Below are 20,646 nucleotides of genomic sequence, written 5' to 3' on the forward strand. Positions count from 1 at the left end.
TAGAACATCTCATTTTGATAAAACTGATGAAACGCTATGACTTGTTCTATTTCATCTATGCCAAGATAGGCGTAGCAAAATTTGAAGGCTGACTCAGCCCGTAACTACAAGGAGGCGCACGATGGCACGGCCAAGGAAAAATCAAGCTGGACCCAATGCGGTGGAGCGTATGGAGAATGTCTTCTGGGAGCTTATCGAGAAGAAACCATACAACAGGATAACCGTCGAGAACATCCTGGTGCATTCCGGCGTCGCCCGAACATCGTTTTACTACCATTACAGCAACCTCCTGGAGCTCGCCGAAAGCGCGTTGACCCACGAGGTCAAGCGCGCTGAGATATTCAACCTCATGGACGCGATTTTGGACGGAAACGTCTCCGAAAGCCATCTGATTGAGCAATCACCGGTGTTGAAGCAGCGTTTCCGCCGGATGAGCCTTGTCGCCGGGCCACATGGCACTTACGAACTTGTGGGATTGCTCAAGAACCTGTTCATGGAGGTGGCCAAAGAGGAACTTGGCATGCGCAAAGATTCCTGGCCCGACATGGAGTCGGAAACGGCGCTCGAGTTTATGATCGGCGGCATCCTCACGTTGTTCGGGCAATGGCCGGAGCTGTTCGAACGTTGGCCTGAATCGTTCGGGGACCATCCGCTGGGCCACGCCACGTCCATGGTGTCCAAAATCTTCAAGGATCTCAAGAATTCGATGCACGACGGCAGTCTCACGAACTTCTGGAAGGACGACAAAAAGGATGTGGCTTAACTAATGATTTGCCTTAGTACTTGTCACAATCACTTGCCCTGATGTTGCACTCTGAACGCCATTTACGACGAAAACAGAGTTTTCGTTCTATATTCGGCCTTTGACCGGATGGTAGCTTAGAAATATTAATCATTCTCGACCTAGAGCAAATCATGCGGTTACGTAATAAAATTTATTGGTGCATAGGAATCATAGTTTTGTACTATGCCATCGGCAGAGTAATCCCGAAACAACCTGAATTGTTAAATTCCATCGCGGGATTGGTGTACGCCGTTGCAACAGCGGTTGTCGTTTTTATCATTTTAAGGACGACAAAGGTGTCAGTTCCTTCAGTGATGAAAGGCCAATCCGGAGTCAAACAGGTGTTTTATTGGGCTTGCGGCATTATCCTGATAGCGTTCACGTTTCTTGCCGTCGATGTAATCGAAAACGCCCTTAGCGTCTTCGACCTCTTAGACACCTCGATATCAGCGTTCTGGACCATGACATTCACGGCCTGTAAGGCAGGCATCTTCGAGGAATTCCTCACTCGCGGCCTGCTATTCGACATCTTTCACGCGTTCACTGCCAGGTCACGTTTCACCTTGCTATGGAGTTCGCTGGGGAACAGCGCCATTTTCGCATCCATGCATCTGATGAATATCATAACTGTCGGCCAAAGCGTGGAATCCACATTGCAACAAGTGCTTTATACTTTTGCGATGGGCCTCACGTTCTCGTTCCTGAGGGTACTGAGCAACGGTCTGAGTTTAGGGGCCGTAGTCCATGCCATCGTTGATTTCCAAGTCACTATCACCGGCCCAACACGATCGGGCGACTGGAGAGCAATTGTGGTTATGTCTGCAGCGTGGTTCATCCCCGCGGTGTTGCTGCTAGCCTTCATGCCCGCCCGTAAGCACGTAAACGAAACGGCAAAGCTAGCCAAGGAATAAACCTTCTGTGCTGACCATCGCCGGTTCCATACCTAGACCCTGATATTGCGTATGCCAGAAGTCGATCAATATGTATTTTGCAATAACGCAAATTCTTCCTGGCCTTACCAACACGAATGCAAAAGCCTTCGAATCCCTATTGATATCAACGGTTCGAAGGCTTTCGTATTATCAAATCAGCGACATCACCCCGCGGGCGAACATTGTCGGCACGCGGCCGGCAACCTACTTTCGTTCGGGGAACGTGCGGACCTTGGGAGGCTGATAGGTAGCAGCGAAACGGGTGATCTCGTCGACAGAATCAGTCACCAGCAGCTTGGAACGGTCAGCGGCAGTAAGGAAACCAGCTGATACCATAACGTCATACATTTGCGCCAACGGACGCCAGTACCCGTCCAAGTCGAACAGCACACAGGGCTTGTTGTTCAAGCCGATGCGCGACCACGAAATCGCTTCCGCAATTTCCTCCAGCGTGCCGGGGCCGCCAGGGAAGGCAATAAGCACGTCGCCGAGCTCCATCATCCGGCGCTTGCGCTCGTCCATGTCATCGACGACCTCCATCGTCGTCAGGCCTTTCGCCGCGGCGTTGCGGTCGATGAGCATCTGCGGCATGATGCCATGCACCTTCCCGCCACCGTCGAGCACCGCCTGCGCCACAACGCCCATCAGCCCGACGCCGCCGCCGCCGTACACCAGCTCGTCGTTGTTCGCCGCGACCCACTCGCCAAGCCGCTTCGCCGCAGCCGCATACTTCGGATCATCCCCGCTTGCCGCGCCACAATACACCGTAATCTTCATTCTGTTCTCATCTGCCATGTCCATAACCTACAATTATATTATGCAATCTAGAACATTCGGTTGGATACAGAATCCTGGCAAATTCGAGAATTTACAACTCGCGGTCCAAGCACTTGACGCGAAATCACCAACCTATGATTCACTGAAAAACTCATGGATACAGCGCTATATCGCATTCCCGGCACAGAAAAATACATTGCAAAGAAAGCTCGACTCAAGTGAGTCAACTTTCACCTATAAAGAGTTGGTAGGCACCAACCGGGACAAAACCGGAGCCTCCGCGAAGACTCGTCAGGAATCAGTCGCCGACGGCCTCCTGCGGGTCGCCATAACCCCACAACGTTATCAGGTCAACCACAAACATTGGATTGACACTTGGTCCGCCGACGGATTTTTAAGATGGGCAGTAAGTCTCGGATTTTTCAAATATAACCGCGAACATGATTCGTTCACCATCACCTCGTTCGGCAGGCAATTCAGCCGCGCAGAACAAAACTCACAGAAGTATATTGATATTCTCACCGCCGCAATGATGAGCTACGCACCAGCCACACGGATACTTGCCCTGCTCAGCGATGGCAATGAACACACAAAATTCGATTTGGGTTCCCATTTGGGCTTCATCGGCGAGGCGGGCTTCACCTCTTACGATGAGAATCTCATGCTTGAATGGTACCAGCAGGCTTCAGATAGTGAGAAAAAAGATATACGGGCCAATACTGAAGGTACAAGTGACAAATACGCCCGTGGCATCGTCAATTGGCTTATTGGACTAAGATTGGCAAAAAGAATAGACAATGATTCCGATACCGTTTTCCCTCATTATCAAATTACTGCCAAAGGAATAAGCTCTCTCACAAGCAGCACTGGCCATGGAGGACATCCGCGACAAGCGAAAAGAGTCCTCTGGGAATCATTGGGAACGGCAATACCAAATAAGGATTACATCAGGACACGTCGAGCTCGAATCCTTGTCTTGTTAGGCAACAGCCACTCCTTGAGAAGCATTATGGATGAGCTTAATTCACAAGGATTCAACGACGGGGCAGAAATCATCAAATCAGATGTGCGCGGCCTCATCAATTGCGGAATTCGTATAGAACATTCGGATGATTACTCTCGCCTAGTACTTAAGGATCTGCTTGAACCTATGGACATTCCGGCAATCAATGTTACGGAAAAGATCAAGGCACAGGCATTCTCCGACGAGAAAAACACAATCTTGGAAAGAACTAGTCTCGATGAAAAATATTATGCGCTATTGGATTATACGCAGGACGGCGTTCACAAATCCCGTGACCTTGAAGAACTCACGGCAGAATTTTTCAAAAACGTCTATGGACTAAAAGCTTTTCATTTGGGAGGTGGACGCAGGCCTGACGTTATCGCCTACAACCATAATTTTGGCTTGATCATCGATACCAAAGCATACATAAATGGTTATGGGAAAAACATCAAACAAGCAGACGAAATGCTGAGGTATGTGCAAGACAACCAACGTAGAAGTACACAAAGAAACCATACAGCATGGTGGGATAAATTTGAATATGACGATATTGCAAAAGACCAATATTATTTTGTTTGGATTTCTGGTACGTTCACTGCAAATTTTGCAGAACAAATAGGCTATGTTGCCAGAGAGTCAGGATCCACTGGTGGGGCACTTACTGTCAAAGAGATGCTGATCGGCGGAGACCTCATCCAAAAAGGCGAGCTTTCCGTTGATGAGCTTCCCTCCCGAATCAACAACCAGGAAATAATACTCAGCCAAAGGCAATAGCCGCCTGCAGCTCGACAGGCAGTTAACTTCTTTATTCTGTTTATAATTTCCCTGTTGCTGTTGTATTGCACAGAACGCCGATACAACAGCAACAGGAAAATTATTCAGTAATTTGTAATCAGCACCTCATCGCTTCTGGCTGGCTTGGTGTTATATGACGAATGCGCATAACTGGCGTTAATATGATGAACGTTATAAGCCTTCGACCATTGCTGCAATGATTCGTTAACCGCCCCTTTATGGGAAAGAACATTACTCATGGCAAATCGAATGCCCCTGCCGTCCAAAGCATCAAGCATATTGTAAAGTTCGTGCTCTTGCTTCTGCGTCCAGTTGACAAACCCACGGTTCCCATCATTATAATTTCCTGTCGTAATGAGGTAAGGGGGATCGGCATATACGAAAGACCGCTCTGTTAAATGGCTTGTATCGACCTTGGTGAAATACAGATCCTGGAAAATGGCATCAATCGAATTGAGTTTGTTGACAAAACGGACAAGGTTGCCAGCCATTCGGTTGGAAAAATGACTGCGCCGATATCCGAAAGGATTGTTGAATTCAAGATTATTATTGAAACGCATTTGGTAGTTAAAGCTATACGAAGTCAAGACGTAAAGTTCCAGAGGATCGCCAGATTCGTTATAGTGCTCCCGAAAATCGATAAACGCTTCTCTGTTTTCTTTTGTCAATCCCCACTCACCTATAATATCTCGAATCTCAGCGATTAGTTCAGACGGATCCTTCCCTTGAAAATAGCGGAAAACTTCATTCACTTTTGTGTTGATGTCGTTGAAGACAACCCGATCGGCATTCACATTGATCCCGACATTGGCTCCTCCGGAAAACAAATCAACGAAGACATCGCTGGTCTTGGGGAAAAATCTGAACAGTTGAGGGAGCAATTTATGTTTGCCGCCAATATAATTCAAAGGACTTTTAATAAAACCGTATTCCTTACCCGTAGCATGGATGCCGATTTTTTTATCCAGTCTTTTAACTGTATCCATCTTTCCTTTCACTGAAACGGAATTGTGGATTACAATCGGTGAATCATCGTGAGCTGGCTGACGCTTAGGCTGGAAATAGAAAAGCATCTCCTTTACACTTGTTTTAGGATTAACAATCTTTGATTTGTATTTTTTGTACGAAATCTCACGTATATCAAGCTTCCCGTCAATCGCATATTTGCGCAACAATGCTTGAAGGCTATCAATCGAGATGATACCATCCGTCGAATAGCTGACAACTACATGCCGTGCACATAGTCTTTTCAATAATGATTCCATGGCGGCTTCAGCCTTAGCTTTTACCGCAAAATCGGATTTTGCCTCATCGAGGTCCCTCTGCCCGGTTTTCCCGTGTAACTTCGGATTGTCCCACAGTGCAAGAGTCTCAAGAAGGTGATAATTGGAGCTGTATTGTCGACTATTATAAGGCGTATCAATATATATTATGTCTGGCGAGATCTGTTCCGCGAGTAAAAGCGCATCCATGCGGTATGTATAATTAACTTGGTGGTTGTTATACAATTTCGCAGGAATAAGTTCCAAATCTTTGAAGGCGCGCTTGTCCCACGACTTTAAGTAGGCGGCATATGTACCAGTAGTATTGGAAATATAAGGAACCGCTTGAATTAACGAATTTAATAAGTAATAGAACTCATCGTCATCAATTAGCCGGGATTGCTTCCACGACTCTATTGTTTCCCTGGTATAGTCTATTCTCCTAGCATTGGTAGCAGTAAAAAACATCCGTCCAGCGGACCCAGCTGGCGAATAATTTTCAGTCATAAAACTGCCCGGATAATTATCAGGCATTGTCGTCATCAAAAACTGAAACGGATCCTTCACACCTTGCGAAACAAGCTTGCTGAAAGACGGACGGACATTCAAACTGATTGTGGCGCGTGAAATAACTTCAGAAAAATTGAGTATATCGTTACTAATGATAGTATATTTCGGTTTAAAGTATTGCCCGACAACACAAGACCCTGCAAACAAATCGGCAAAGCTGTGTTCATCCCCATCTAAATGACAAGCCAACAACTCGTCAATTTGAGGAAGTAATCTACTTTTACCACCAAGATAGCGCAATATAATCACCTCGACATCCTATTACATCCTTCTTCCAAAGTTACCTTGATGTACGTACAAAGTCTCACTGTAAAATATATGCTTGTACTAAAAGAAAATCGTTTTGTACTTGTCTCTCACAATCCGACATTCATGCTTTGAAGCTATTGCCATATTCAGTTTTCCAACAAGCAAGCAGAACCGTAAACAGGATAGGCAAACACATAATTAATTAGACACTGTATTATTGTCGCTTTATCCACTGTCGTCTCAAAACCACTTTGAAGATTGTCCACATTACGAAATGAATCCGCAGGACCTTACTGCCGTCACGCATACTGCGAATTAACGGCAATACCGCACGATGCTGTCCACAAGATTTTGCGGCCCCTGCCGAGACCCAAAAGGGACAAACAAGAAGGGACATAATCATGAAATATGGAATCATCGGCGCGGGAGCCATGGGGTATCGTTACGGCGTGGTGCTGCAGGAGCTCGCCGGCCAGCCGGTCGAATACGTCGACACCTGGATGCCGAATATCGACAAGGTCCGTGAGCAGGGCGGCGTCTACGTTTCGAACGATCACGAAAACCGCCACCTGGTGAAAGCCGATATTTACACTCCCGAAGAGTACGCCAAAACCGGGCACGAACCGGATGTGTGGATCATCATGGTCAAGCAGATGCAACTGGCAGAACGCCTCAAGCGCTGCGCCGATGCCGGCATCTTCAAGGATCACCAGGTCGTCTTTTCCGCGATGAACGGCTGGGGCCACTTCGAAAAGATCCTCAAATACTTCCCGAAAGAGCGCATTTACGGCGGCACCGCCATGGTCGCGTCCGTCTTCAACGGCCCCGGCGACGTCGATTTCATCGGCAAGCTCGACGCCGGCACGATGCACATCTGCGCGATGACCGAAGAGGTCACCGACATCGAGAAGCAGATGGTCGCCGAGCTCGACAAAACCGGTTTCCACCCGCAGATCACGCAGAACTTCCGCGGTACCTGCCTGGCAAAGGTCATTTTCAATTCCGTTATCAATTCGCTGTGCACGATGTACCAGATCACGATGGGCCAGTTCGTTTCGTACCCCGGCTACAAGGACATGGCCACCGAGCTGATCAACGAGGCCTACGACGCCTGCGAGCGCGCCGGTTTCCAACTCATCCAGACCCGTGCCGCAGCCATTGAGGAAGTCGATTACGTCAGCCGCGTCGCCAACCCGCTGCACTATCCGTCGATGTATCAGGACATGTCGCGCGGCCGCAAGACCGAAGTCGACTACATCAACGGCTACCTCGCCAAGGTCGGCCGTGAAAACGACTGCCCCTGCCGCGTCCAGGAATTCCTGACCCACGGCGTCCACGTCGCCGAGCTCGCCTTCCAGATCCACAAGAAGGAAGCCGCCGAAAAGGCCAAGGCAGCCAAGTAACCGGTTCTCTTGCCCTTAGGCCCAAGACACTTTTGCGAAACGGGCAAACCAGCAAAACGAGACAACGGTCAGCTCGCTCTAACATAGAAAACCGCTACCAAGTAGATAACCTGGTAGCGGTTTTCTATATCGGAACGGACAAACAATCACCGGCTTGGCATTAAAGCCTCAGTCGACGAATACGTACTTCGACAGGCGCTCCATCGCTTCCTTGACGCGGGAAAGCGGGAGGGCGACGTTCATGCGGATCGCGCACGGAGCCTTGAACTGGCGGCCGTCTTGCACGGCGACGCCGACGTTCCACGCCCGCTTCAAGAGCTCATCGAGCGTGACGTTGTGGGCCTCGCACCAAGCGCTGCAGTCGAGGAAGAGCATGTAGGTGCCTTCGGGGTGGCCGAAAGTGACCTCCGGGAAATGCTCGGCGAAATAGTCGCAGACGTAATCGACGTTGCCGGTGAGCACCTGCCGCAGCTCGTCGACCCACTCGTGGCCTTCGGGCTTGTAGGCGCCAATGAGCGCATGCATCGACAGCACGTTCATGGCGTTGTATTCCGGCTTCGCGCCCTTCGACGTGACACGGTCGCGCAGGTACTTGTTGTAAATAATGTGGTACGACCCTACAAGACCAGCCAGGTTGAAGGTCTTGCTCGGTGCGTACATCGCGGCGACGCGGTTGCGCGCGTCCTCGCTCACCGACTGGGTCGGGATGTGCTTGTGGTCGCCGAGGATTATATCGGACCAGATCTCATCGGAAATAACCACGCAATCGTTTTCGCGATAGACTTCCATCGCCTTTTCGATCTCCCACCGCTCCCAGACGCGGCCACAAGGGTTGTGCGGGCTGCAGAAGACGGCGACGTGGATGTCGTTTTCCTTGAGCTTTTTATCCATATCCTCGAAGTCCATGCGCCACACGCCGTTTTCGTCGCGCTTGAGCGGCGAATGGACGATGTGGTAGCCGTTGGATTCGATGGCGTTGGTAAAGCCGACGTAGGTCGGGCTATGCAGCAGCACGGAATCGCCGGGTGCCGCGAACGAAGTGACGGTAGAGATGACCCCGCCCAAAACGCCGTTTTCATAACCGATATCCTCAGGCTTCAGATCGGTGACGCCGTTACGCGTCTTTTGCCAGTCGATAATCGAATTGTAATACTCGTCGGTGGGGCTGAAATAGCCGAACGCAGGGTGCTTCACGCGCTTGATGATCTCGTCCTGAATCGTCGGAACGGTGGGGAAATTCATATCGGCCACCCACATCGGGATCACGTCGAACCCGTCCTTTGGCGGATCCGGCGCAAATCCGGGCGCCGCACCCAGCCCATCGACGGCGATCGCGTCTTTGCCGTGCCGGTCCATAATCGAGGTGAAATCGTATTTCATTTCTGCTCCTTTATATACAGCGCCCCGCTATCGTACATGCGCTATTGCGTCCGTATGATGTCACTCTACAACTGCCAATTGCCATGAAATGCCACAATCCCGTGTCCATGAGACGGATAATGGATCACTCGTGATATTTTCGGCAGCCTGTTCGGTAAATTCCCAAAACGTGGAATCACTTGCCAGCCTTAATCAGCCCATTCCCCACTAACTGGATGAGCAAAATGCGACATTCCCAGCAGCAAGTGGGGTTGTTGTGCTGGTAAAAGCGCATTCTGCAATTTTAAATGCGACTTTTCCAGCACCTATACCCCACTTACTGCGGGGAAAGACGCATCCGGCATTCCTAAATGCGACTTTTCCAGCACATCACGCCTAGGCACCGCTGGAATGCCATTAACGGCCTCCCGACTCTTTGAGCATGAACCTGAAAAAAGGCCACGCACGGTGGCGCTCCGAAGCGAGCGGAAAATGAACGGCAGCGCTCCGAGCCCAGCAAGCAGTACGCAGTGGCGCCCAAGTCCAGCAGGCAGTACATGGTAGCGAGCAAATTCAAGTAAGCAGTGCACGCGACGGCATACAGAGCCGAAGCGCGGGATTCCCCCGCTGTCACCTTGAACGGACCACGCATGGCAGGTACTTGAATCGAATAGGAAGTGCGGTTCTCGCTGTCACGTTAAACGGGCCACGCATGGCGGTAATAATAGGAAGGCCATTCAGAACATGCGTCACCATCCAGTTACCTATCGGCAATCACGATTCAAGCAGCCGAGATCCACTATCCGCAAGCGGTATACCCGCAGCCAGAAGCTTATGCACCAAGACCGCTTGCCCGAGCACCTCGCGATAGTTCGTGCGGATCAAATCCGTAACACCGGCCCGGCGCAAGGCCGATTCGCGCAGCCGTTCCTCATACACAACCTGTTCGGTGCTCTGCATCCGCGTCATAGCGGGATTAATGTACTTCTCGTTGCCATCGAATTCAAGAACGATCACGCGCCCATCAGCAAATCGCCATGTAAAATCCGCCCTATATTCATTCTGCCGATTCGCCGGATCGATGAAAACCCGCTGCAATTGCGGAATCGCAAATCCATGCTCAATGATCACGGCCCTGCAAAGCGACTCACCGCCGTTCTCGCTGGCAGCATTGGCGTAATACATAAGCCTGAGCACCGGTCCGATATCGGCACGCACCGTGTCGCAAACCTTCAGCACGGAATCCTCGCTGATCGAATACTTGCGAAAAGCCGCGTCAAACATGGGCAAAACATCACGGAACGAATATCGCAGGGCACAATCGACCAACGTCCTCGCGACGCTGGTCACTTTCACACCCTGCACGGCACGCGTTTCCAAGCGGGCGACGAATATTCGCCGCAGATGTGAATCGCCCGTGATGTCAACAGATCCTGAAGTTGCAATCCAAACCAGTCCGTCGCGATGCAGGTTCCATGGATGGTCGAGCCCCAAAACCGCCGCCGCGCTCACGCCGGCGAAAGTCCAAGTGGGCTGGACACGCGCCAAAGCCCTAATCACATACAGCGATTGCTGCTCGGGATTGAGCGCGCGCCAACACTCGGCTCGCGCGTAGATACGGTGATACGGACTCACCAACTCGCCAGAAACTTGACGCCGACGCATGGCATCGCGCTGGGCACGGCCGGTCGGGACTGCGCAACATTCCGCGGCTTCAGCCTGGGCAATCACCCTGATGACATCTCGATAAGTTCCCATCCATCCAGTCAAAACCGCTTTTCGCCGAAAGTCCAGCCAAAACGGGTTATGTGGTCGAACGTCCGGGGTCTCGGCGTGTTGTGGACAAATCGGGTTTGTTGCTGTTCTAGCACCAACAGCCAGACCATCTTTCCCGACCCGTGCAAATGCAACTTTCCCCGCACTAGCAGCAGGATTCGTCTCACCAAACCCGCTAAAATGCAACTTTCCCCGCACTCCACACACATTTATGCAGGAAAAGTCGCAAATAGAAACGCTAAATGGGTTGTTTCCCGCACATATACCCCACTTAGTGCGGGAAAAGTTGCATTTACGGTAAAGCAAGCAGGATCTACCGTCGCAAAATGCACCATAAAAATGCACCATAATCACATATAGGCTGAACACTTAATAAGGCCGCTTCGCTTTACGAAAAGAGGCACGCTAATTCAGCCAGCTATTCCCAAAATGCCCTGTCGCCGATTCCTCATGCGTGCAAATTCTTCGAGCATATACGATATTTTTCGGGTTTAAAGGGCTATACACCAGCACATCATCGCGCAGATAAAATTCCATACAACCGGTATATACACCGCCGGGATTGTTCAGCGGATGAAGATGATAAGCCTTCAAGCACGCAACCTTGCACCGCCAATTCGTCGACCAGCAAAGGCATACGCTCCCGCCGCCAAATCCGCATCAAATTCCGTTGAAAACTTTAAATCAAACATGGGCCGCACCGTCCCATGTGGGCGCGCGCCTCTTCCTCGGCATGGCACACAGTCCCAGGACCAACGATACGCCGTCATCTACAAGCACCCCGACGATGCACCCGCTGTTCAGCGACCAAATCGTAACCGCTTTCACTGCTTTTCACCGCAGCCGCAGTGCATTTCTCGGCACCACAGGTACCCCGATTATCAATGTCACCATAACAGCTTTCTAGCTCCGGCAACGATTTATCTCATTTCATACACAGCTTGCATTTCACGAAAGCGAAGCGCAAGAAATCCTCCCCGCCCTACTCCTCCTCGGCGACCATGTCTTCGACGGATTCGCCATAGAAGTCGATGATGCGCTCGATGTAAGGACCGAGGATGGCGTTGGGCATGCTGAAGATCTCGTGGACCGCGGGCTCGACGCGCTCCAGAACCACGTCGCCGCTTTCGACGCGGACGCGTTCGACGAAACGGTTCTGAGCGGCGTTGTGCACCCAGGTGTCGCGCCCGGCCTGGAAAAGCAGGATCGGCGTCTCAATGCGGGAGCAGGCCTCGCGTGAGAGAATCGCGTGTGACATTTTGAGCGCCTGGTGGACCCAGCCGAGGGTGGCCGCGTTGGTCTGGTAATGCCGATCGTTCTTGCGCTGTTCGAAATACCATTGCACGCGCGATTGCTCCGCACCCTCGTAACCCTTGAGCTTCACGGTCGGCGAGAAATCGGTCTGACCGGGGGCGCGGCGACGTGAAAGTCCGATGGCGCTGGCGATTGAGGAAGCGGGGCCTGCGATGAAATTGGGCATACCCGTCACCGGCTCGATCATCGGCGAGGAAAGCACGGCGCGATCGAAGAGCATCGGGAAACTTTCGAGCGCCGCCGCCGCAATGCCGCCGCCCATCGAGTGCGAATACAGATGCATCGGCTGGTCGCCCGCATACTGCCGCCCGACGGTCTGCGAGAACTTGGCCAGATCCGCGACATAGCGCCGCCAATCGTCGATCCAGACCAGCGATGGGTTCGAAACGTCGCGTACCGAATAGCCATGGCCGCGGTGCTCCAAAATACAGACGGAATAGCCCGCAAGCAGGAAATACCACGTCATCTCGGCGTGCTTGGCGGCGAATTCCGAGAAGCCAAACGAAAAGACGATCGACCCGCGGAACTTGGCGCTGGCACCCGGAACATTCAAAACGTCGAACTTATGTGCGTCGAAACAAACGTAATGCAACTTGCCAGGCGTCGGCGGCGCTGCGAGCGACGGAAGCCCAAAAAGCTTGCTATGAAGAATCCATTGTTCTTCCTCCTCATCCGGCCCGGTGTCGATGCCGGCCCCGCTGACTCCAATCCCGGCGTCGCCCATCCCAACGTGGGTGGCGCTGCTCCCGGCAGCCACGGAATCTGCGCCGGAATCAGGCGGCCGCTGAGACACATCGCCTGGCACTGCACCACCGGGAATATCAGGAATATCGGCAGAAACAGCGTTACCTACTTGGGAATCAGGATTATCACCATCACTGCTATTCACAACGTCACCGTTTGACGACGCAACAATTGCGCTGTCGTTCGCACCGGAATTCCCGACATCGCTTGCGACACCATTCGACACGCCACTTTGCGCTGAAACCGTAGTGGTGTCCGGTACGCCGGCAGGCGACATCCAGCCTTCCTCACGGCATTTCGCAAGCGCCGGCAGCACAGTGTCGCGCATCACATCGGCGTAATGGTTCTCGTCAATCAACGGCATATGCATACCGTCAGTTTATCCGCACCCGCTGGCACGTTCGGCGATAATTTCAATTCCCTATCCCCAGCGCATCATAAAGGAAGTCGCGCTGGAGGATGAGCAGATTTTCGGCGACCTTCGGATCGTTGGTCATGTGGGTGATGCCGGTGAGCGGCAGGTAGGTGTGCGGGCGGCCGGCCTCCATCAGGGCTTGTGAAAGCCGCAAGGAGTTCGCGATCGTTACGTTGTCGTCCGCGAATCCGTGGATCAGCATCAGCGGGCGCGTAAGCTTCGGGGCGTCGGCAACGATGGAATTGCGCTCGTAGACCGCCGGATCGAGGCCGAGGTAACGTTCGGTGTAATGCGTATCGTAAAGCGTCCATTCCGTCGGCGGCGCACCGGCGCAAGCCGCGTGGATGACGTCGGGGGCGTCGAGAACCGCGAGCGCCGAAAGGAACCCGCCATACGACCAGCCGATCATCGCGACGTGATCGATGTCGGCGTCGGGCGCGACGTTTGGCAGGGCTCGTACCGCTTCGACCTGGTCGGCCAGCGTCACGTCCTTCATATTCTCGAAAATCTCGCGATCCCACTTCGGCCCACGGCCGGTGGTGCCGCGCCCGTCTGCGGTGACCACGATGAAGCCCTGATCCGCCCACCACTGCGACTCGCTGTAACCGGCCTGCGAGAAGGTGACCTGCTGGAAACCGGGCCCGCCGTAAGGCTTCAGCAGCACCGGCAGCTTGGCCACGCCGGCGAACTTGCTGGAAGCGCTCGGCCGCGTAATCGCAGTGAACAGGCGGTGCTCACCCAGCCGCACGAACTCGGTATTCGGGGTAAAACCAGGAGCCTCGGCATGACTGGCGATAGACGCCTCGATTGCGTAACCAGAGTCATTCGTCAGCATACTGTCGGCATATCTATTGCTGGAATCATTGGGATTGACAGCATTGTTCCCATTGACCTGATTTTCTCTATCCGCACATTGCTCATCGTTATTTTCGCTACAATTATCGGCGGTCCCGTCTTCACTTTCACCACGATCACCGATACCACGACCGGCTTCATCAATCCCAGTGCCAGCCGAAGAACCGCCATCAGCCGCCAACGCATGCACCATCATCGAACCCGAATGAGCCATATCGTGGCCGGATACGACGATGCCATTGCCTGCACGGCTTGCACTCCACACACCCGGAACCGCGGTGACCGGCGTAATATTCCCATCGAAATCGATGGCGACCACGTCATAACTGCGGGCATCATGCAACGCCTCATCACCCCGCCAAGCCAGAGGAACGGCCGGAAGCGAACCACGTTCCGAAGCGATTTCCATAGCTTCACGGCCAATGCCGGAATTAATGCCACTAGAAGCGCATGCTGATTCGGACGTGGCAGCAACCGCGGATTCAGCGACGCCAACCCCCATCTTCGCAGCCCTTGACACAGCCGACAAACCAGAGACATCCCCATTCACAGGCTTCACGGCCTCATGCGGCGTACGCTGCACCACTACAAGCACGTTCTCATCGCTGATGTCAAGAACCGTTCGCACCTGCCAGTCGACCGGCGTAAACGGTTTCCCATCGACCGCGAGACGGTTCGTATCGGTGTCCATATCGTTTAAAGCGCAGACTAGACGCCCGTCCGGTGTGAAGTCCGGGGTGCCAGGAACAAGGTCAATCCATTGATCGTTGGCATGCTCTTCCAGAACGCGGGTCCGGCCGTCAGACCGGACTTCCAGCACCTGATCGCGCGTCTGCCGACGGTTCTGCACCAACACCAGCGGCTCGTGGCTGGCCTCCCAGCTCACTGCCGCCACGTATTCGTAAGCCTCACGGTCCCATGACACGTTCTGCACATCACAACCGATGTAATGCGTTGCGCCAGTCCCTTCGCCGCTTTCGGCTTGTTCACCGACGCCTTGGTCGTCATAACCATTCCCGTTATTCACACCATTGTCGTAGACATCGTTATACCTGTCATTGCCATCTGCAATCCCGTCGTCCGCAGCGTCATTTGGTTTCCCAAACTCAAGATGCGCCAGCATCAGCCGCACGATGGCGTTCTTGGTGAGCGCACGCGCGTAACGCCGTCCGGCCGCGGGTTTGTCCGGATGCGCCGGATCGCTGATATACCACATCGGTTCGGGCGAACTATCATACATTTCGAAGAGCAGACCGCGTGAATCGGGAGCCCACCAGAAGCCGTCATAGCGGTCCATCTCCTCGCCTGCCACAAACTCAGCCAGTCCGATTTTGAGCGTCCCGCTCGTGTCGTTGCCCACGCTCCACACCGTACTGAATCTGTCGCCGGAAACGTTGGTATCATTGACGCCTCCAGCTCCGTAAGCTTCCTGCGCTTCAGCCGCGCAGGTGTGCGGATGCGGCCCATGGCTGCGCAAATGCCGCGCTGCAACACCACCATTATTTCGGTCGCTCGCCGAATTCCCACTGACGGCTCGCGTGACGTCGCTGTCAGCACCATTTCCAGCGTCCGAGCCGGCTTCGTTCACATCCGGGTCTAAAGTCGCTGCAACAAATTCAGCACCGTCATCCCATTCGGCAATATCCACCATTACCAGCCGCGTACCGGTCGTATAGGCAATATGCCTTCCATCCGGAGAAATCCGCGGATTCAGCACAGGTAGCCATTTGCTGCTGGACGATGAGTCGTTGACACCAGAAGATTCACGCCCATTCTTATAAAACCCACCTTTACCGCCAGCATCAGCATCGTCAGTACAGATAACCGAGCCGGCGGAATGCGCACCATCCAATCGATCTGATGAAACTTTGTCATCATCATTTTCTCGGTCGCCAATCATGATCTGTCGTGTGTGAGCGCCATCGCCATCTTCGTCGATTTCGCTGATAAATAACTGGCCATTGATGGTAAAAGCCACGCGTTTTCCCGCACTGTCAACGGAATACGAAACGACGCCCTGCCCTCCTTCGCGGGCACGCTCGCGCCGCGCTTTTTCCTCAGCCGGCACGTCCTCATTATCAGCGTCAGCGAGCAGTTCACGCGGGTCGGCCAAAAGCACCTCACGATGCGACCCGTCACTGTCAATCACACTCATCCAAAGCGACGTGACCAGATCCTCCGGTCCGTCCGAACGCAGAAACAGCACCCGTGACCCATCGCCGATCGCATTCGCCGCCCGCGGGGCCCCGCCTGTAAACCGCAACGTCCGCGCCTTGCGCCCCGGAAACTCCGCAATCGCCTGCGCTTGCGAATCATCAATATTTTCAGTCTTATTCAAAGTCATATTTTTGATTATAGGGAAACCACGCTCATACTAACCCATGGTTACCAAAAGAAACCATGGAAATACGTACAGTATTGGTAACCATGGGTTAGTGTGAGCGAGCCTTCCAATGCCACCATCAAAACATGCACATTGCAGCTCTCTAGATATGCGATTGAGCTCACTTTTATCAACTTCGCGTATTTCGCATTCGCGTTTACATATATTTATCGGCCGATTCGTTACCCTAATTCCGCGTATAGTCGGTTCAGCTTTCCTGAACGCGTTACCACGCTTGAAGAGTGCGCTTGACCCCGCGTATGGGCGGCTCGTCCGACACCTTTCAATTCCACGTATGAGCAGATCCCGTCAGATCCCCTTGATCCCTGCGTATGAGTGGCCCGTCAGATACCCCCGATTCCCAGGTATGCCCGGTCTGTCCGATACCCTTGACTTCCGTGTACGAATGGCCCATCCATTACCCTTGACTTCCGTGTATAATTAACGCTGTTGGTACCCTTGATTCCTTAAAACCAGTAATTACACCGGACGGAACCTGTCAGAAGCCTTGGTTTGACGAGGAATGGGATTCTTGCATTTTTAGACGCCCACAATGAAGAAATTGCACGGATTAGGGTAAAAATTGTAACTGGTTTGAGGCCTCGCGTAGGATAGTGCCTGATAGAAAGGGGCTAGGATGAGCGTTTTTGACCGTTTTGAGAAAAGCGTCGAAGGAGCCGTCAACGGTGTCTTCTCGAAGATCGGCCCGAAGGACCTTCAGCCGGTTGACCTCTCCAGCGCACTCGAACGTGAGATCGACAACGAGGCCATGCCAGTCGGGCGCGACCGTACCGTTGCCCCGAACGAATACCGCTTCAAGCTGAGCACGCCTGATTTCGACCGTATTGAGCAGTGGGGCAGCGAGACGCTGGCCAATGAGCTCGCCGACAATCTTACGCAATACGCCAAAAGCCAGCATTATGCGTTCGTCGGTCCCGTAGTCGTCATCTTCGAGGAAGACCTTGATTTCAGCAAGGGTAATTTCAAGCTCACCAGCGAATCCGTGCAAGGTAATGCCGTTCCGGTGACCACCGAAAATCAGACGCAGGGCAGTCCAATGCTCGAAATCAACGGCAACCAATACCTTTTGACCAAAGAGAAAACCATTGTCGGCCGCGGCTCCGGCTGCGATATCGTCATCGACGATCCGGGAATCTCGCGCAATCATCTCGAAATCGACATCACCCCGAACGGCACCATCGCCCGCGATTTGGGCTCCACCAACGGAACGTACGTAGAAGGGCACCAAGTGCCGGCAGCGACCCTTCTCGACGGCAACACCATCACCATCGGCCGCACCCGCATCCTCTACTGGGCTTCATCGCAGGATCAGGAATAACGGCCAGACGCCAGGTACATCCTTTATGATAACCGAACTTACCTTTGCGATTCTCAAGTATGGCTTCCTCGCCCTGCTTTGGGTTTTCGTATGGCTAGCCGTCCGTTCGCTGAAACGAGACGTCGATACGCTGAGCCCGCACAAATCGTGGTCGCACCGCAAAAGCGCCCGCCGCGCACGCAAGGCAGCGGAGTCGAACCCAATGCCGGCCAGGGCGAACGCGCCCGTCGCCACATCATACCGCGGCAATCCCGGCATGCAGATGGGCAGTGCCGGCGGCGCGGCAGCCAACGCCAAGCCGACTCTTTTGACCATCATCGACGGGCCACTCGCCGGCTCCTCCGTACCCTTAAGCAACGGCACCATCACCCTCGGCCGTTCCAGCTCCAATACCGTCGTGCTCGACGATGAATTCGTCTCTTCGCAGCATGCGCGCGTCTACGCCGATCCCGCCTCCGGTTCGTGGGCCATCGAAGACCTCGGCAGCACCAACGGCACCATCGTCAACCACCGTCGCATCACCTCGCCGGTGGTTCTGCCCGCACGCGTCCCCGTGCGCATCGGCGCCACGACGTTTGAATTGAGGTGACGCACATGCCCGACACCTCGAATCCATCAAATTCAAATCCCGCAGTCCCGAATTCATTTTCAGTCGCGCAGGATAGTTCCGATTCCATCATGCCGCCTTCGATTCCGGTACCGGATCCAGCGAACGCAACCGATTCAGCACACGCACCGGACACCGCAAACACAACAAGCGCGACAAACGTAACAGACACCACAGAAAGTGCGCCGAACACACAACGGATCTCCATCGACCCCGAAAGCATGGCCGTCGAGGCGGGTAACGCTTCAAACTCGGCCGACAATGGTTCCGACAGATCAAAGAATCACCAGCTTTTCCTTTATTCCACAACGGTTTCTGACGTCGGCACCGTGCGTAGCAACAACCAGGATTCGTCGTTCGCCGGCGAGCACCTTATTGCGATATGCGACGGCATGGGCGGGCATGCGGGCGGCGACACCGCCTCGACAATCGCCATCCGTTCACTGGCGCATATCGAGCAGAGTGACGTCAAAAGCAACGTGGCCTCCATCGCCTCGATGATGGAAACCAGCGTCATGGCCGCGCACGACGCCATCGTCGGCAAGGCCAAGCGCGAACGCAGCCTGGCCGGAATGGGTACCACGGTCACAGCAGTCGCGCTTGTTTCGGGCCACTGGGTCATCACCCACATCGGTGACTCGCGCGCCTACCTGCTGCGCGACGGCAAGATCCGCCGCATGACGCAGGACCACAGCTACGTTCAGCACCTGATCGACACCGGTCGCATCACCGAGGCCGAGGCCCGCAACCATCCGCAACGCAATGTCGTGATGCGTGTGCTTGGCGATTTCGATATCGATCCGCATCCCGACATCGCCATATTGCACGCAAAACCGACCGACCGATGGCTGCTTTGTTCCGACGGCCTTTCCGGAGTGCTGGAAGATGACACACTTGAACAGATGCTCGCGACGGTTCCCGATGAGGAAGAATGCGCCCAACAGCTGGTGGCAATGGCCCTCAAGGCCGGGAGCACGGATAATGTCACGGCCGTTATCGCCGATGCCACGCTCGCGCTCGACGCCGATTCCTTCGACCTGCCCCACCAGACCCCGCTGATCGGCGGTGCCGCAAGCTCGAACCTCGAGGCCATCGCCGACATCATCAAGGAACCGGTCGCGTCTTCGCCGGTTTTGAGGCTGGGCAAGCAGTCCCCGGCGCAACGGGCAGCCGCGTTAAGCCACGGCGGATATGACGATATCTCCGAAAACGACGAATACGACAGTGTCGAGGACCAAGATCAGGGTACGGCCGGCGCGTCCGACACTGATGACGAACTCCTACCTTCTAACAACGCGTCCGAAACGCGTCATCATCACCGGGGCGCCCATTCCGACGATACCGATCAGGACGAGAACGATACGGACAACGGCAATGTCGTCCATGTCGCCCAGCCCTCGGCCGTGCGCGACGAGAATGACGACAACGCCAATATGGACACCGGCGAGATTCCCGTCGTCCAGAAAAAGGACGGTCGCGTTTCCGCCGATCCCAACGATCCTGATGTGGCACGGGCCATCCGCCGCGAGCATCTGCGCGAACGCAAGCACGAACGTCGCAAACGCAACCGTGGACGTATAGCAGTCATCGTCGCTTTCATTGTGGCTCTGGCCGCCGTGCTTGGAGTCGGTTTCGGCGCATACCATTGGAGCCAGTCGAAGTATTACATTGGTACCAGCGACGGATCCGTGGCCATTTACCAAGGCGTCAACACCAATCTTTTCGGCGCCGCTCTTTCGCACAAGGTCGAGTCCACCGATATCGCGCTGACGGATCTGCCACAATCCTGGACGGACGAGCTCAATCAGGGCATCTCCGTGGATTCGTTCGAGCAGGCCAAAAGTCACGTCGCAATGATCAAAAAAGAGGCCAAAACCCTCGACAAATCGAAGTCCACGAAGAACACCCCGTGGCCGTGGGCAGACCAAGACTCCGAAAGTTCGGATTCCAGCGGAAGCAGTGGGGCAGGCGGGTCAAGCAGTACCAGCGGGACTACAGGTACCAGCGGCTCGAACAGTGCTGATTCCAACACCCCGAGCACCCAAGGTTCCAACGCAGGCAGTTCCGAGACCGGTA

13 protein-coding genes and 1 pseudogene are annotated in these 20,646 nt (G+C 53.8%); 8 read left to right on the plus strand and 6 right to left on the minus strand.

Going from position 1 to position 20,646, the window contains the following annotated elements; translation table 11 throughout:
* Positions 1–121: 121 nt before the first annotated feature.
* Positions 122–763: a TetR/AcrR family transcriptional regulator gene (locus tag PT275_RS07400; RefSeq protein WP_277153755.1), complete on the plus strand. Its 642-nt coding sequence runs from the start codon at positions 122–124 to the stop codon at positions 761–763.
* 197 nt (positions 764–960) lie between these two features.
* On the plus strand, positions 961–1,695 hold the full coding sequence (locus tag PT275_RS07405) for a CPBP family intramembrane glutamic endopeptidase (protein WP_277153756.1): 735 nt from the start codon (positions 961–963) through the stop codon (positions 1,693–1,695).
* Between the two features lie 225 nt (positions 1,696–1,920).
* Here PT275_RS07405 and PT275_RS07410 read toward each other — a convergent pair whose 3' ends face one another.
* Positions 1,921–2,511, minus strand: a complete 591-nt coding sequence (locus PT275_RS07410; RefSeq protein WP_277153757.1) for a TIGR00730 family Rossman fold protein — start codon at positions 2,509–2,511, stop codon at positions 1,921–1,923.
* Positions 2,512–2,533: 22 nt separating this feature from the next.
* Between PT275_RS07410 and PT275_RS07415 the strand changes: the two genes are divergently transcribed.
* Positions 2,534–4,273 (plus strand): restriction endonuclease FokI C-terminal domain-containing protein, encoded by a 1,740-nt coding sequence (locus PT275_RS07415; RefSeq protein ID WP_277153758.1) that lies wholly within the window; start codon positions 2,534–2,536, stop codon positions 4,271–4,273.
* 104 nt (positions 4,274–4,377) lie between these two features.
* Here PT275_RS07415 and PT275_RS07420 read toward each other — a convergent pair whose 3' ends face one another.
* On the minus strand, positions 4,378–6,366 hold the full coding sequence (locus PT275_RS07420) for a Dam family site-specific DNA-(adenine-N6)-methyltransferase (protein ID WP_277153759.1): 1,989 nt from the start codon (positions 6,364–6,366) through the stop codon (positions 4,378–4,380).
* A 410-nt stretch (positions 6,367–6,776) separates the two neighbouring features.
* Here PT275_RS07420 and PT275_RS07425 point away from each other — a divergent pair, with 410 nt between their 5' ends.
* Positions 6,777–7,778 (plus strand): ketopantoate reductase family protein, encoded by a 1,002-nt coding sequence (locus PT275_RS07425; protein ID WP_277153760.1) that lies wholly within the window; start codon positions 6,777–6,779, stop codon positions 7,776–7,778.
* A 168-nt stretch (positions 7,779–7,946) separates the two neighbouring features.
* Here PT275_RS07425 and PT275_RS07430 read toward each other — a convergent pair whose 3' ends face one another.
* Both PT275_RS07430 and PT275_RS07435 read right to left on the minus strand, forming a co-directional pair.
* On the minus strand, positions 7,947–9,158 hold the full coding sequence (locus tag PT275_RS07430; RefSeq protein ID WP_277153761.1) for an aminotransferase class I/II-fold pyridoxal phosphate-dependent enzyme: 1,212 nt from the start codon (positions 9,156–9,158) through the stop codon (positions 7,947–7,949).
* 753 nt (positions 9,159–9,911) lie between these two features.
* Positions 9,912–10,895 carry a hypothetical protein gene (locus tag PT275_RS07435; RefSeq protein ID WP_277153762.1) on the minus strand — a complete coding sequence of 328 codons (984 nt, stop codon included), beginning with the start codon at positions 10,893–10,895 and terminating at the stop codon, positions 9,912–9,914.
* Positions 10,896–11,583: 688 nt separating this feature from the next.
* Between PT275_RS07435 and PT275_RS07440 the strand changes: the two genes are divergently transcribed.
* Positions 11,584–11,820 carry a hypothetical protein gene (locus PT275_RS07440; protein ID WP_277153763.1) on the plus strand — a complete coding sequence of 79 codons (237 nt, stop codon included), beginning with the start codon at positions 11,584–11,586 and terminating at the stop codon, positions 11,818–11,820.
* Positions 11,821–11,895: 75 nt separating this feature from the next.
* Here PT275_RS07440 and PT275_RS07445 read toward each other — a convergent pair whose 3' ends face one another.
* Complete coding sequence (locus PT275_RS07445; protein WP_277153764.1) at positions 11,896–13,341, minus strand: alpha/beta hydrolase; 1,446 nt, start codon at positions 13,339–13,341, stop codon at positions 11,896–11,898.
* Positions 13,342–13,384: 43 nt separating this feature from the next.
* Positions 13,385–16,396, minus strand: coding sequence for a prolyl oligopeptidase family serine peptidase (locus tag PT275_RS07450; RefSeq protein WP_348519521.1), 3,012 nt, complete (start codon positions 16,394–16,396; stop codon positions 13,385–13,387).
* 865 nt (positions 16,397–17,261) lie between these two features.
* On the opposite strand from PT275_RS07450, the gene PT275_RS07455 reads away from it, so the two are divergent.
* From PT275_RS07455 to PT275_RS07465, 3 genes and pseudogenes are all read left to right on the plus strand, one after another.
* Positions 17,262–17,963: a DUF3662 and FHA domain-containing protein gene (locus tag PT275_RS07455; protein ID WP_277153765.1), complete on the plus strand. Its 702-nt coding sequence runs from the start codon at positions 17,262–17,264 to the stop codon at positions 17,961–17,963.
* A 25-nt stretch (positions 17,964–17,988) separates the two neighbouring features.
* A complete protein-coding gene (locus PT275_RS07460; RefSeq protein WP_277153766.1) occupies positions 17,989–18,552 on the plus strand; it encodes an FHA domain-containing protein in 564 nt (187 codons plus the stop codon).
* A 5-nt stretch (positions 18,553–18,557) separates the two neighbouring features.
* Positions 18,558–19,748 (plus strand): annotated as a pseudogene (locus PT275_RS07465) (Stp1/IreP family PP2C-type Ser/Thr phosphatase); the annotation flags it as partial.
* Between the last annotated feature and the right edge of the window lie 898 nt (positions 19,749–20,646).

Source organism: Bifidobacterium sp. ESL0745 (assembly GCF_029433335.1).
Taxonomy (GTDB): Bacteria; Actinomycetota; Actinomycetes; order Actinomycetales; family Bifidobacteriaceae; genus Bifidobacterium.